17 protein-coding genes are annotated in these 13,728 nt (G+C 56.6%); 2 read left to right on the forward strand and 15 right to left on the reverse strand.

Features of this window, described 5'->3' with window-relative positions; genetic code table 11:
• Positions 1 to 273: 273 nt before the first annotated feature.
• Positions 274 to 909, forward strand: a complete 636-nt coding sequence (locus tag E8K88_RS09855) for a transglycosylase SLT domain-containing protein (protein ID WP_168797299.1) — start codon at positions 274 to 276, stop codon at positions 907 to 909.
• 52 nt (positions 910 to 961) lie between these two features.
• Here E8K88_RS09855 and E8K88_RS09860 read toward each other — a convergent pair whose 3' ends face one another.
• The 13 genes from E8K88_RS09860 to rplC all read right to left on the reverse strand — a co-directional run bounded on the left by E8K88_RS09860 (position 962) and on the right by rplC (position 9,215).
• Positions 962 to 1,708: a sulfite exporter TauE/SafE family protein gene (locus tag E8K88_RS09860; RefSeq protein WP_136406497.1), complete on the reverse strand. Its 747-nt coding sequence runs from the start codon at positions 1,706 to 1,708 to the stop codon at positions 962 to 964.
• Between the two features lie 65 nt (positions 1,709 to 1,773).
• The gene (gene xseA / locus E8K88_RS09865; RefSeq protein ID WP_136406498.1) at positions 1,774 to 3,135 is read right to left on the reverse strand and encodes an exodeoxyribonuclease VII large subunit; all 1,362 of its coding nucleotides are present in this window, start codon (positions 3,133 to 3,135) and stop codon (positions 1,774 to 1,776) included.
• Between the two features lie 43 nt (positions 3,136 to 3,178).
• Positions 3,179 to 4,105, reverse strand: coding sequence for a DMT family transporter (locus tag E8K88_RS09870; RefSeq protein WP_136406499.1), 927 nt, complete (start codon positions 4,103 to 4,105; stop codon positions 3,179 to 3,181).
• 219 nt (positions 4,106 to 4,324) lie between these two features.
• Entirely contained in the window at positions 4,325 to 4,594 is a 270-nt protein-coding gene (gene rpsQ / locus E8K88_RS09875) for a 30S ribosomal protein S17 (protein WP_136406500.1), read from the reverse strand.
• 9 nt (positions 4,595 to 4,603) lie between these two features.
• On the reverse strand, positions 4,604 to 4,840 hold the full coding sequence (rpmC, locus tag E8K88_RS09880; protein ID WP_136406501.1) for a 50S ribosomal protein L29: 237 nt from the start codon (positions 4,838 to 4,840) through the stop codon (positions 4,604 to 4,606).
• Positions 4,841 to 4,855: 15 nt separating this feature from the next.
• Positions 4,856 to 5,272 carry a 50S ribosomal protein L16 gene (gene rplP / locus E8K88_RS09885; protein WP_136406502.1) on the reverse strand — a complete coding sequence of 139 codons (417 nt, stop codon included), beginning with the start codon at positions 5,270 to 5,272 and terminating at the stop codon, positions 4,856 to 4,858.
• A 2-nt stretch (positions 5,273 to 5,274) separates the two neighbouring features.
• Positions 5,275 to 6,129, reverse strand: coding sequence for a 30S ribosomal protein S3 (gene rpsC, locus E8K88_RS09890; RefSeq protein ID WP_136406503.1), 855 nt, complete (start codon positions 6,127 to 6,129; stop codon positions 5,275 to 5,277).
• A 14-nt stretch (positions 6,130 to 6,143) separates the two neighbouring features.
• The gene (gene rplV, locus E8K88_RS09895) at positions 6,144 to 6,476 is read right to left on the reverse strand and encodes a 50S ribosomal protein L22 (RefSeq protein WP_136406504.1); all 333 of its coding nucleotides are present in this window, start codon (positions 6,474 to 6,476) and stop codon (positions 6,144 to 6,146) included.
• Positions 6,477 to 6,487: 11 nt separating this feature from the next.
• Positions 6,488 to 6,763: a 30S ribosomal protein S19 gene (rpsS, locus tag E8K88_RS09900; protein ID WP_136406505.1), complete on the reverse strand. Its 276-nt coding sequence runs from the start codon at positions 6,761 to 6,763 to the stop codon at positions 6,488 to 6,490.
• Positions 6,764 to 6,775: 12 nt separating this feature from the next.
• The gene (gene rplB, locus E8K88_RS09905) at positions 6,776 to 7,603 is read right to left on the reverse strand and encodes a 50S ribosomal protein L2 (RefSeq protein WP_136406506.1); all 828 of its coding nucleotides are present in this window, start codon (positions 7,601 to 7,603) and stop codon (positions 6,776 to 6,778) included.
• Between the two features lie 3 nt (positions 7,604 to 7,606).
• On the reverse strand, positions 7,607 to 7,942 hold the full coding sequence (rplW, locus tag E8K88_RS09910) for a 50S ribosomal protein L23 (protein ID WP_136406507.1): 336 nt from the start codon (positions 7,940 to 7,942) through the stop codon (positions 7,607 to 7,609).
• Positions 7,939 to 8,556, reverse strand: a complete 618-nt coding sequence (gene rplD / locus E8K88_RS09915) for a 50S ribosomal protein L4 (RefSeq protein WP_136406508.1) — start codon at positions 8,554 to 8,556, stop codon at positions 7,939 to 7,941. Before rplD ends, rplW begins: the two co-directional genes overlap by 4 nt.
• Entirely contained in the window at positions 8,556 to 9,215 is a 660-nt protein-coding gene (rplC, locus tag E8K88_RS09920) for a 50S ribosomal protein L3 (RefSeq protein ID WP_136406509.1), read from the reverse strand. The genes rplD and rplC overlap by 1 nt, the downstream gene beginning before the upstream one ends.
• Positions 9,216 to 10,433: 1,218 nt before the next feature.
• Here rplC and E8K88_RS09925 point away from each other — a divergent pair.
• The gene (locus E8K88_RS09925) at positions 10,434 to 11,645 is read left to right on the forward strand and encodes a FecR family protein (RefSeq protein ID WP_136406510.1); all 1,212 of its coding nucleotides are present in this window, start codon (positions 10,434 to 10,436) and stop codon (positions 11,643 to 11,645) included.
• 328 nt (positions 11,646 to 11,973) lie between these two features.
• On the opposite strand, the gene dbpA is transcribed toward E8K88_RS09925, so the two are convergent.
• Together dbpA and E8K88_RS18015 are read right to left on the reverse strand one after the other, a co-directional pair.
• Positions 11,974 to 13,386, reverse strand: coding sequence for an ATP-dependent RNA helicase DbpA (gene dbpA / locus E8K88_RS09930; protein WP_136406511.1), 1,413 nt, complete (start codon positions 13,384 to 13,386; stop codon positions 11,974 to 11,976).
• Between the two features lie 149 nt (positions 13,387 to 13,535).
• Complete coding sequence (locus E8K88_RS18015) at positions 13,536 to 13,697, reverse strand: hypothetical protein (RefSeq protein WP_168797300.1); 162 nt, start codon at positions 13,695 to 13,697, stop codon at positions 13,536 to 13,538.
• Positions 13,698 to 13,728: the final 31 nt, after the last annotated feature.

The raw sequence follows: 13,728 nt of genomic DNA on the forward strand, positions 1-13,728 counted from the left end.
GCAGCCTGATGCCTTGCGCGAACTGGCTCTACTGGGCGCAATCAAGCCGCCTGCCACCGTGCGCGTGCAAAAAACCGAGCACCCTCACCAGTTCCAGGCACCAGCGATCTGGCAACACACAAAGAGACACCCACAACGTCAGGGAAGCTTTGCAGGCTCAAAGCCACCGTTTGAGAGTCTGTTTTCCCAGCTGCGCTACACTTTGGCAGCCTGTCTGGGCACCCTCCTGATCACCTCCAACTGCGAACCGGTCACCGGTCTCTTGCTTTGACCATGCCCAACACCAGGCTTTCCACTTCCCCCCAGCGTACGCCACTTCTCTGGCTACTGCTTTGCCTGGCCGCGCTTCTCAGCGGCTGCAGTACAGCGCCGCCGCGCAATCCAGAGGATGTCTGCGCTATTTTTCAGCAATACCCCAGCTGGCACCAAGCTGCCTTGAAAACCCAAATCGAATGGGGTGCGCCGGTGCAGGTGCCAATGGCCATCATCTACCAAGAATCGTCTTTTCGTTCGGATGCCGTGCCGCCCAAGCGCTATCTGCTGGGCTTTATTCCCTGGGGCCGTATCAGCACCGCTTATGGTTATTCGCAGGCCCTGGACAGCACCTGGGGGCAGTACAAGCAAGAGACCGGCAAAAGCTTTGTCAAACGCAGCGATTTTGCCGACTCCATCGATTTCATTGGCTGGTATATGAGCAAGAGTCGCCAGGTCAATGGCACGGCCATGTCAGATGCCTATGGCCAGTATTTGAATTACCACGAAGGCTGGACCGGCTATCGACGCCAGAGTTATCTGAGCAAATCTTGGTTACCGCCCGTTGCCAGAAAAGTCCAAGAAAGGTCCCAGCGCTACGCACAGCAATATGCGCAGTGCCGCGATTCCTTGCCCAAACGTGGCTGGTTCTGGTAGCCGATCAAGCGCAACGCAAGGCAGGCCCAGGTGCGCGTGCACTGCCCCCTTGTCAGTGCAACAGCAAAGGCCACACAGCCGCAATCAACATGGTGATGCCCGATGCGGTCAAAAGCCCCAGCACACATTGCTTGAAACGGCGCTCGCTCAGACCTTTATACAGTTTGCCGCCCATTAGACTGGGAATCAGAATGGCAGGTGCGACCATCGCATACGTCAACCAGACCTCGGCGGTCACCAGGCCCGTTGCGATATAGCTGGCAGTCGTTACCAGCAACAAACTCAGGTTGAAGTTTTGCAATACAGCGCGTTGCGCATCTTTTTCCATGCCAGTCAGCGTGCACCACAGCGAAGGCAAAACGCCCGTCATGCCGCCTAAACCGCCCATCACCCCGCCGAACAAACCGACCAAGGCATCAGCCCAACGCGGCCGGTAGGTGATGCGCGGCAGCAGGGCGGAAAACATCATCAGCGGGCAGACCACCACTAAAAACAGCCCCAGCAGCAGCTTGAACCATTGCATATCTAGCTGTGGCAGCAGATAAATACCCAAAGGCAAACCGAGCAATCCACCCAAGATGAAAGGCGCCAGTGCGCAGGCATTGAAACCACGGCGCACCGTGACTGCGGCAATCAATTGGCCTTGCACTGCCCCCAACACCGCCAAGGCGGCGGCGGCCTGCGGCTCAAGTATCCAGACCCAAAAAGACATCGCGACCATGCCAAAACCAAAGCCCGCGATGCCTTGCACCAGGCCTGCGGCCATTGCTCCCAAGACCACAATCCACCACGCATCCATTTGTTGGCCTCCTGCCTATCGGCGCCCATCGTAGCAGGCTTGGGTCGATCGCACTGCAGCGAATCTCACTCCTTGACATCGAGTACTTGCACACGCAGGCTACCCTTGGCCAGCCGCACATGCAAAGGCTCTATCGGCATCGCCTGCAAGGCATCTCGTACGACTTCGCCAGCCGGGTTGGTGACGATTGCGTAGCCGCGCTCCAATACACGCTGGGGATCGAGCATGCGCAAACGCAACTCGGCTTGTGCCAATTGCTGGCTGTGTTGCTGCACACTTTTTTGCACGCTGCGCGGCGTATTGAGCTGCAGTTGGTCCAGCCTGAATGCTGTGCGCTGTAACTGGCTTTGGGCCGCCAAACGCATGGCATGGGCGTATTGGTCCAAGCGCGATCCATGCCGTGCCAATAAGGCCGAAGGCCTGGACAAGGCCTGCGCTATGCGTTGCAGGCGCTGCTCCTGGCCCAGCAGCTGCCGGTCCATCACCTGCGCCAAACGGTCTTGCCTGTGCGACAACTGCTGGCCCAATTGCTGGGCAGAGGCAGCGACCAACTCGGCCGCAGCCGTGGGCGTGGGCGCTCGCACATCGGCACACCAATCAGCAATCGTCACATCGGTTTCGTGGCCAATGCCTGCAACCAGCGGCACTGGACTTTGCACAATCAAACGGGCCAATTGCGGGTCGTTGAATGCCCATAAATCCTCAATCGAGCCGCCGCCACGGGCCAGCACAATCGTGTCGATCTGCCAATGCGAGCCATCGGCGCGCCGCAGCGTGCCTTGCTCAATGCCTTGGTAGAGTTTCTGTAAGGCTTGGCGCAGCGACGCGGGTGCTTCCTGCCCCTGCACCAAGGCAGGCACAAGCAGCACGGGAACGTGCGGTGCTCTGCGGCGAAAGGCCGTCATGATGTCGTGCCATGCCGCCGCATTCACAGATGTCACCACGGCCACGCCAGCTGGAATGGCTGCCAACGGACGCTTGCGGGCAGAGTCAAACAAGCCCTCTTGCTCCAGCTGTGCTTTAAGACGCAAGAACTGCTCGTACAAATTGCCCTGTCCGGCCAGGCGCAAGGACTCGACCACCAACTGTAAATCGCCTCGCGGCTCATACACCGTCACACGTGCCTGGGCCTGCACCCGATCCCCTTCTTGAATTGGCAGATTGACCAGCGAGGCAGCGCGGCGAAACATCGCACAGCGCAATTGCCCACTGGCGTCTTTGAGTGAGAAATACCAATGTCCGCTTGAGGCCTTGGTCAGTCCACTGATCTCACCCTCAACCGTTACGGTATGAAAACGCGCTTGCAATGCATCGCTGATAGCCAGGCACAAAGCGCCTACAGGCCAGATTTTGGGCGCAATACGTGCGCTAGGCGCAGGCGCTGCCAAGCCCCATGGGCTGGAATTGTTGTTGTCGTGCGAATCCATTGGCTCGGTCATCTTTCGGCGTCTGAGTTACCACCAGCGCACACTATAACGGCAGACCAATCAAGACAATCGCCCCTGCCACCAAGGCAATGCCCCATTTCTCCGGCAGACGCAAACGCTCATGCAGCAGCTTGCGAGAGACCAGATAACCAAACAAGACCTCCACCATGCCCAGTGCACGCACGGCTGCCGCAGTTTGCATCGCATAGGCAGAAAACCACAACAGCGAGGCCATGGCCCCCATCGCCCCTGCCAGCATCGACACCCGCCAACTGCGAAAGCAGGCCATCAGTCCTGCCCGGTCATGCCAGGCCAGCCAGGCCGACATGACTACGCTTTGCAGACTTTGGGCAAACACCACGCCCCATGCGGCAGAAATCCAGGGGCTGACACCCTCCAGATTCACAGCTGCAGCGCGAAAGCCCAAAGTGGCCAATGCAAAGCAGGCACCGCAAACCAAACCGTACAATGATGCCCGCGTCAATGCTTGACGACCTGTCCCTGCCAGCTTATTGGGCGCAGGCCACGCCAGCAGCACGACACCCAAGGTCGCCACCACAGCCGCGACCATGTGGTGCATCACAGGTACCTCGGCCAAGACCACGCTGCTAAAGAGCATCAGCTGCAAGACTTCGGTTTTCGAGAACGTGATAGAGACTGCGAAATTGCCCGCCTGCATCGCCAATAGCAACGCAGCAGTTGCCCCGACTTGGAATACGGCGCCAAACACAATCCAGCCCACATACACGCCACTGAAATGCGGCACGATGGGAGTTGTCTCAGGCACCCAATACAACAGCCCCAAACACAGCAATGCCACGGGCAAACCATACAAAAACCGCACCAGCGTCGCTGGCCAGGTGCCCAAGCCACCGCTGAGGGCGCGCTGCGCCGTATTGCGAATGGTCTGGGCAGCAGCTGCCATGACGACCACAGGAATCCAAATCCACGAAGCACTGAGCCAATCCATTCTCGTCCTTACAAGCACACAACAAGCCAATCTGACAGCTTAACGGGCTTTGTGGAGCTCGGCAGCGCCCATTGAAGCGGGCTGCGCACTCCAATACCGATGACAGCGCTTGGCGGCCAAACCTGCACTGCTCGCACTGCGCCGCCAAAGAGCCCGTGCGGCATCGCCATAAAAAAAAGCCCTGCATAGCAGGGCTTTTTTCAAACTGGCAGGTGTGAATTACACCAGAACAGCTTTTTGTACCAAGCGGGTAGCAACCCAGTTCTTGGTTTTGGAGAGCGGACGGCTCTCGGTGATTTCGATGGTGTCACCCAGCTTGTACTCACCATTCTCATCATGAGCGTGGTATTTGCTGGAGCGCATTACGATCTTGCCGTAGATTGGGTGCTTAACGCGACGCTCAACCAGAACGGTCACAGTTTTCGCACGTTTATCACTGACCACCTTGCCAACCAAGGTGCGCTTGAGGGATTTCTTTTCTTCCGTCATATCGGCCTCTTAGTTGGATTTGCCAGCTTCTTCAGCTTGCTTCTGGGTCAAAATGGTCTTCGCACGAGCGATGTCGCGGCGAGTAGTGCGCAGCACGTTGGTGTTATTCAACTGCTGAGTTGCTACTTGCATGCGCAGACCAAAGTGGGCCTTTTGCAAAGACTTCACTTCATCCTTCAGACCAGCAACGTCTTTGCCACGCAGAACTTCTGCTTTGGATTGCTTTTCAGTCGATTTTTTAGCCATGTGTATCTCCTGAAATTAAGCGCCCAATTGGCGAGCAACGAAAGTGGTGCGCAAAGGCAGTTTGGCAGCAGCCAAACGGAACGCTTCACGAGCCAGTTCTTCAGGCACACCAGTGATTTCATAAATCACTTTACCTGGCTGAATTTCAGCAACGTAGTAGTCTGGGTTACCTTTACCGTTACCCATACGCACTTCAGCTGGTTTTGTGGAAATTGGCTTGTCTGGGAACACACGGATCCAGATACGGCCACCACGCTTGACGTGACGGGTAATAGCACGACGGGCAGACTCGATTTGACGAGCTGTCAGGCGTCCGCGATCAGTAGACTTCAGGCCGTACTCACCGAACGCAACCGTGTTGCCACGGGTTGCGATACCGGTGTTGCGACCTTTTTGCTCTTTGCGGAACTTGCGACGAGCAGGTTGCAGCATGGTTATTCTCCTTGTCCGTCCGCAGCTGTCGCGGGCGCGCTGTCTGCGCGCTTAACGGCGGTAGATGCAGAAGTGGCTTCTGCGGGTTTGTCGCTTCCATCAGCCGGAGCTGCGTTGGAGCCGCGACCACGACGGTCACCACGGCGGTCATCACGACCACCGGCTGGACGACGGCCACGTGGACGACGCTCTTCTTCGCGCGGCTCTGGAGCTGCTGGCAAATCATTGCGACCCAGTGTGTCACCCTTGTAAACCCAGACCTTGACACCAATGATGCCGTAAGTCGTGGAAGCTTCGGATGTTGCGTAGTCGATATCAGCACGCAGAGTGTGCAAAGGCACACGGCCTTCACGGTACCACTCGGTACGGGCAATTTCGATACCGTTCAAACGACCAGCAGACATGATCTTGATACCTTGAGCACCCAGACGCATGGCGTTCTGCATCGCGCGTTTCATCGCGCGGCGGAACATGATGCGTTTTTCCAGCTGCTGGGTGATGCTGTCAGCGATCAGTTGAGCGTCGATTTCAGGCTTGCGCACTTCTTCGATGTTCACTGCCACTGGCACGCCCAAGCGTTTGGTCAGCTCTTTTTTCAGGTTCTCGATGTCTTCGCCTTTTTTGCCGATCACGACACCCGGACGAGCCGAGTAAATGGTGATGCGGGCATTTTTAGCTGGACGCTCGATCAACACGCGGGAGACCTGCGCGTTTTTCAGTTTCTTTTTGAGGTAGCTACGCACCTCAATGTCTTCAGCCAGCATACCGGCGAAGTCACGGTTGTTGGCGTACCAACGGCTGGACCAGTCACGGCTCACCGCCAGGCGGAAACCGGTTGGGTTGATTTTCTGTCCCATAGTTGTCCTCTGGATTAGTTGCCTACGACCACATAAATGTGGGCGGTAGGCTTGCTGATACGGTTACCACGGCCTTTTGCGCGTGCAGTGAAGCGCTTCAGAGTGGTACCTTGCTCGACGTAAATGGTTTTAACACGCAATTCGTCGATATCAGCGCCGTCATTGTGTTCAGCATTGGCAATCGCCGATTCCAGAACTTTCTTGATGATGCCAGCCGCTTTTTTCGGCGTGAATGTCAAGATGTTCAAAGCTTGATCGACTTTTTTGCCACGGATCAGGTCAGCTACCAAGCGGCCTTTGTCTGCGGACAGACGAACGCCACGGAGTACAGCACGAGTTTCAGACATCGGTTTACTCCTTATTTCTTGGCTTTTTTGTCAGCCGGGTGACCTTTGAAGGTGCGAGTCAATGCGAACTCACCCAGCTTGTGGCCAACCATTTGATCAGTTACGTAAACAGGCACATGCTGTTTGCCGTTGTGTACAGCGATCGTCAGACCGATGAAGTCAGGCAACACCATGGAGCGGCGCGACCAGGTTTTCACTGGACGCTTGTCCTTACCAGCCACAGCCTTTTCGACTTTGGCGAGCAGGTGGTGATCCACAAATGGACCTTTTTTGAGTGAACGTGTCATGGCGCCCTACCCTTATTTCTTACGACGCGACACAATGAATGTTTGTGTACGCTTGTTATTACGGGTCCTGTAACCCTTAGTCAGGTTACCCCATGGATCGACTGGGTGACGGCCTTCGCCAGTCTTACCTTCACCACCACCGTGCGGGTGGTCAACCGGGTTCATTACCACACCGCGAACGGTTGGACGGATACCCATGTTGCGTTTCACACCGGCCTTACCCAAACGGCGCAGGCTGTGCTCTTCGTTGGCGACTTCACCAATCGTAGCGCGGCACTCAATGTGCACACGACGCACTTCACCAGAGCGCAGGCGAACCTGAGCGTACACGCCTTCACGTGCCAGCAAAGTAGCCGAAGTACCAGCGGAGCGGGCGATTTGCGCGCCAGCGCCTGCTTGCAATTCGATTGCGTGGATGGTCGAACCCACTGGGATGTTGCGGATTGGCAGTGTGTTGCCGGCTTTGATCGGAGCTTCCGAGCCAGACACGACTGTTGCGCCCACTTCCAGACCACGTGGAGCGATGATGTAGCGACGCTCACCGTCTGCGTAAACCACCAGAGCCAAGTGGGCCGAGCGGTTTGGATCGTATTCGATGCGTTCGATTTTCGCAGCAATACCATCTTTGTCGTTGCGACGGAAGTCAACTACGCGGTAGTGGTGCTTATGACCACCGCCTTTGTGGCGTGTTGTGATGTGGCCGTTGTTGTTACGACCGGCTTTCTGGAATTGTGGCTCCAGCAGAGGGGCGTAACCAGCACCTTTGTGCAGGTGAGCACGGGAAATCTTTACCGCACCACGCTGACCAGGAGTTGTTGGCTTGAGTTTAATGATAGTCATGGTTTACGCAGCCTCCCCAGACAGGTTCAGCTCTTGACCTTCTTTCAGTCGCACATAAGCCTTGCGAACGTGGTCGCGGCGGCCAATGGTGCGGCCAAAACGCTTGGTCTTGCCTTTGACGTTAACAACGGAGACACCGGTCACTTCCACTTTGAACAGCAGTTCAACAGCGGCTTTGATCTCAGCTTTAGTAGCATCGCGCAGGACTTTGAAAGTCACAGCGTTGGATTGCTCGGCCGCAAATGTGGCCTTCTCCGAAACAATTGGAGCTACCAGCACTTGGTACAGACGACCTTCGCTGAATTGACGCTCTTTGGGAGTCGGGTTCACGCGGCTCATGCAAACATCTCCTTGAGCTGTTCAACGGCACCCTTAGTCACCAGCACTTTTTTGAAGTGAACCAGCGACAGCGGATCCACGTAACGTGGCTCGATGACATACACATTTGGCAGGTTGCGCGAGGCCAAGTACAGGTTCTCGTCGATCGTATCAGCGATCACCAGCGCAGATTCCACCTTCATATTTTTCAGAGCTGCAGCAAAACCTTTGGTTTTTGGGCTGTCCAGCTTGATGTCTTCCACGAAAGACAGACGGCCATCAGCCACCAGTTTCGAGAAGATCGAAGCCATACCAACGCGGTACTGCTTCTTGTTGATTTTTTGCGAGAAGTTTTCTTCAGGCAAGTTCGGGAATGCACGACCGCCCCCACGCCAGATTGGCGAGGAAGTCATACCAGCACGGGCGTTGCCTGTACCTTTTTGCTTGAACGGCTTTTTCGTGGAGTGCTTAACTTGCTGACGATCTTTCTGGGCACGTGTGCCTTGGCGAGCGTTGGCCTGATAAGCCACCACCAGCTGATGGATCAGCGATTCGTTGAAGTCACGACCGAACAGTTCTTCAGGAGCGTCAAATGCCGCAGCCTGGCCTTGTTCATTCAGGAGCTCGACTTGCATTATTTCGCTCCCTTCACAGCAGGACGCACAGTCACAAAACCACCTTTAGAGCCTGGAACAGCACCTTTGATCAGCAACAGCTGACGGGCTTCGTCCACGCGAACGATGTCCAGGTTTTGGCTCGTCACAGTCACATCACCCATGTGGCCAGTCATACGCTTGCCAGGGAAAACACGACCAGGATCTTGCGCCATACCGATAGAGCCAGGCACATTGTGCGAGCGGCTGTTACCGTGGGAGGCACGTTGCGAGCTGAAGTTGTGGCGCTTGATGGTGCCGGCGTAGCCTTTACCGATCGAAGTACCTTGCACGTCCACTTTTTGACCAGCTGCGAACAGACCGGCCACTGGAACAGCTGCACCAGCAGCGTATTGGCCAGCAGTTTCTTCAGTCACGCGGAATTCGCGAACGATTTCACCAGCTTCAACACCGGCTTTGGCCAAGTGACCAGCTTGCGGCTTGGTCACACGGGAAGCCTTACGGGAACCAAAAGTTACCTGCAATGCAGTGTAACCATCGTTCTCTTGGGTTTTGACTTGGGTCACGCGGTTGTTAGACACATCCACCACTGTGACAGGAACCGATTCCCCGTCATCAGTAAAGAGGCGCATCATGCCAACTTTACGGCCCAGCAACCCCAGGGAGTTACTCAGACTCATGTTATTACTCCAAAACTCTACACCGCAACCACTGCAATTGGCAGCTGCGTTACCGCACACCCATCCATATTAGCCAGGCACCAGCATGAGAGAAGGTTGATAAAATTTTCTCCGCACACGTGCAGCATGCACACGAGCGAAGCCGGTCATTATCACACATATCCAATGCGCGACGCAAGGCGTCTCTGTGGCATAACCGAGGCTAGTGCTCTGAATTGCCCACAAAATGGCCAAAATAACCAAAAAAAGACACTTCCAATCTGCTTGATGGACACACCAAGCCCCCTCAGCGCTTGCTTTGATTGTCTTTTTCGCCGCTCAACAATCCCTGCGCGCCAACTGGCACTGCAGTGCGCAGCCATTACATCCAAGCCCATCCACATTTAACGTTCACAACTCTGTGGATAACTTGTGGTGGAGCAGAGGATCGCCTTAGCAGCCCCAATGCCATGCTTAAAAAACAAGCACCAGCTTATTCGTAGGCAAGAACTGCGATTTTTCGCGACCTCCTTACCGTGTTGATAAGGAATCCCCGTACAATATAAAACTGAATCTCATTATCGTTTGCACTGCTTTGACGGACAAAGCGCTACACCAGTGTGGCCAGCAAGCGCCCTTGCATTGACAACTTATCAATTGGATCTTGCTGTGATGACTGCCACAACACCGAGCGCATACAGTACGACCGTAAACGCTTGCACTTCTGCCTGCGCCAAGTCATGCACTCAGCCCTTGCAGAAGTGATGGCGCAAGCTAGCAGCACCCGGATGCTGGCGATGGGGCAATATGACCAGCAGAGCGGGAACTGACAATGAACGCCAAGCCGTTGCACGCGCTGCGGATCTACTGCCTGCGATACAGGAAACGATCTGGCACGAGTGGTCTGCGCCCCTACAGCCCCAACGCATTTGCGCGGCCACCCAAATCAGAAATGGCTCAGAAATGGCTCGGCTCGAAACCATGGGTATTGTGTCGCCCAAATGCTAAAAATTGCTCCCTACACCTGTTTGATGGACGGGCCCATGACAAGGTTAACGAGCGCCTAGGGTTATCGGTCACTATGGTCAAACAAAACACTCTGCATGGCAATATGGTGTGTGCCAAACGCCGCCGCTTGATGGATGAACCAATTCGCGTGGTCCTGCATCCACGCAAGCAGTGAACGATTGCCCCATTTCAAAGTCCATTTCGCTTCAGCCTTCGTCGCATTTCCATCCAATGAACCATTCCAAGCAGCCCGATCGGACCGGCTCTGCCAGCCTCGAGGAGCAGGAACGCGTGCAGCGCGAGCTGAACTTGGTACTCGCTCAAGAAAGCCAGGTTGATCTTGCCGCGGCTGACTGGCATAAGCGCCACGTCGCAGGCCTTAGTGCGCAAGAGGCACAGGACTTTGCCCAATGGCGCGCGCAAAGCCCAGCGCATGCAGCCGCCTATGACGACATGGTGCACAGCTACCAGTTACAGCGTGACTTGTCACAGGAAGATACGCCTCGATTGCAAAGCAGCGATGCCCATGCATGGGCGCGCTTTGTGCATGCCTGGCCACCTGAACTGGACACGGACCACGACGCAGCGCAAGCTCCAAGCCACGCATCCAAACCCCGCGCATCGCACCGCAGTGCAACTCCGCAAGGAGCCAGCCGTGGTCGGTACGGCTGGGGCTTGAGGCAGCGCCATGTGCTGGCAGCGGGAGTCTGCAGCGCCCTGTTTGCCCTCGTGGCTTGGCTAGCTTGGCAGGCCTGGAATGCGCCCAGTTACCAGGCCAGCTATGCCACCGTGCAAGACCAACGCCAGGAAATTGCACTGAAAGACGGCAGCCAACTCGTGCTCGACTCCAACACCCACGTCAACGTGGCGCTTTACCGTAACCGGCGTGAACTCCAGTTGCTTGATGGCCAAATACTGCTCGATGTGGCGCCCAATACCCAGCGCCCTTGGCAAGTCCAGGCCGGCTCAGCCACGCTGCGGGTCTTAGGCACCCGTTTTTCTGTACGGCATCGGGCACAAGGAGAAGGCGCAGGCGAGGTCAATGTGCAAGTCGAAGCGGGCATTGTCGAGGTGCATGCGCAGTCAGCGGGCAACGCCACACCAACCACTACCAGGCGCATTTTGCACGCCAAGCAAGGCCTGCAAGTGAGCCCCGCTGGCGTAATGGGCGCAGTGACAGCCTTGCCTGCTGGCGATATTGCGCCTTGGCGCAGCGGCTTGATTCGCTTTAGCAATACGCCGCTGGCACAAGCCCTGGTGGAACTAGAGCGCTATGGCCCCACCAAACTGGCGATCACCGATCCCAAGGTCGCGGCGCTGCCCATTGACGGAATGTACGAGGCCAACCGGCCCGACCGTTTTGCCAAATTACTCACCAACTTGCACCCGGTCCAACTGGTGCCACGCGAAGACGGCCAAATAGAAATTCAGCTGCGCCGCTGAGTCACTGCACGCTTGCACTTTTTACGCGGCCAAATGCTACGCGCCCAAATGCTGCGCATCGGCTGAACCGAATTGCCGACTGCAACCAAACGCCACCGCTGGTGGCCGCATCGTCCGCGATCCGGCTGCCGACGAGCTGCGCGTCTCGGAGCCTGCTCCACACCCAGTGCACCAACCAGGCATTGCAGTTTTTACAGCAGATTCAAGCGACTTGAATGGTCTGGCGCACGCACTGGTAGGTGCAGGTGTTGCTGAGCTGAGTCGAATCGGCTTGAATCGGCTTGGATCGGCTTGGATCGGCAAGCTTGTCGTCCAGCAAGCCTGGGCTTTACAGCAAACGCGCTCGGACGGTTTTGCCTTTGACGCGGCCGTTATTGAGCTTTGTGAGCACTTTGTTCGCAATGGAGCGAGACACCGCCACGTAAGTGGAAAAGTCATTGACGCTGATTTTGCCAACTTGCTCTTTGGCAAAACCAAAATCCCGTGTCATCGCACCCAGCACATCGCCGGCGCGAATCTTCTCTTTACGCCCACCCATGATCTGGATTGTGCGCATTGCGGGCACCAGTGGCTCGCTGGAAGCCGGCGTCAACTCGCTCACTGGATGCCACTCGGACTCGCGGCCTTGCAGCAGCTCAATGCGGCCTACCGAGCCCATCTCCTCCATGCTGGCCAGGCTCAGAGCCAGACCGTCAGCATCACCGCGGCCAGTGCGGCCAATGCGGTGGATATGGACTTCAGGATCGGGCGTGGTGTCGACGTTGATCACCGCCTCCAGATTCGCAATATCCAGGCCGCGCGCAGCAACATCGGTGGCCACCAGCACGCTGCAACTGCGGTTGGAGAACTGCACCAGCACCTCATCGCGCTCACGCTGCTCCAGCTCGCCAAACAAGACCAATGCGCTAAAACCCTGGGCTTGCAACACCTCGGCCAAATCGCGGCATTGCTGTTTGGTATTGCAAAACGCAATGGAAGACTCAGGGCGGAAATGCGCCAGCATTTGCGCCACCACATGCAGGCGCTCGTTTTCCGCGACCTCATACCAGCGCTGCTCAATCTTGTGCGTATTGTGCTGGGCAGCGACTTTGACCAGTTGCGGCTCGCGCATGAACCGCTGTGCCAGCTGTGCAATGCCATCGGGGTAGGTCGCCGAGAACAACAGGGTTTGTCGCTCAGGCGGGCATTGGCTGGCCACTTGGTCGATGTCGGCATAGAACCCCATGTCCAGCATGCGATCGGCTTCGTCGAGCACAAAGGTATTGAGGGCCGACAAATCAATCGCGCCACGCTCCATCAAGTCCATCACGCGTCCGGGCGTGCCCACAATGATGTGGGCGCCATTCTCCAGGCTGGCAATCTGGTTGCGTGCTGGCACGCCACCATACACCGTGACCACTTTGATGTTTTCCTCAGCGCGTGCAAGACGGCGAATCTCTGTGGCAACCTGGTCGGCCAACTCACGCGTCGGGCACAGAACCAGGCTTTGCACAGCAAACCAGCGCGGGTTCAGGCGCGCCAGCAACGCCAGACCAAACGCTGCCGTTTTACCGCTGCCGGTACTGGCCTGGGCAATCACATCCTTGCCCTGCAACGCCAATGGCAGGCTGGCGGCCTGAATAGGGGTCATCTGCAGATAGCCCAGTTTGTGCAAGTTGTCTTGCATGGCCGCGCCAAGCATCAGTTGGCTGAAAGAAGTCGGATCTGCCTTGTTGGCAGCATCAATAGTGGGTGCATTCATACCGCCATTATCTCCTGAGCCGCTCAGCAAGCAACGCCCACTGCCAGTGAATCGCCAGTCGAGCGGCGACCAGCGCCCGCGCAGCAAGGAACAAGAATCACAAGGCGAGGTCGTGGCCACTGCACACAAGCTCCCCAATAGACAGGTTTTTAAAACTCTAATAATCCCCTGCCCCGGCGTTGCTGATGCGTGTGTTGCTGCTGCCCGCTGGCAGCGCCATCGTGCCAATGCGCAGCTGCGGCCTCGACGGCACCCGCATTGACACGCACGGCAATCGCGCGCGCAACAACCAGATCAGTGCCATTTCGCATCAGCCACAATGCCACAGCATCGGCACCCCAC

The organism is Lampropedia aestuarii, from assembly GCF_004803635.1.
GTDB lineage: Bacteria > Pseudomonadota > Gammaproteobacteria > Burkholderiales > Burkholderiaceae_C > Lampropedia > Lampropedia aestuarii.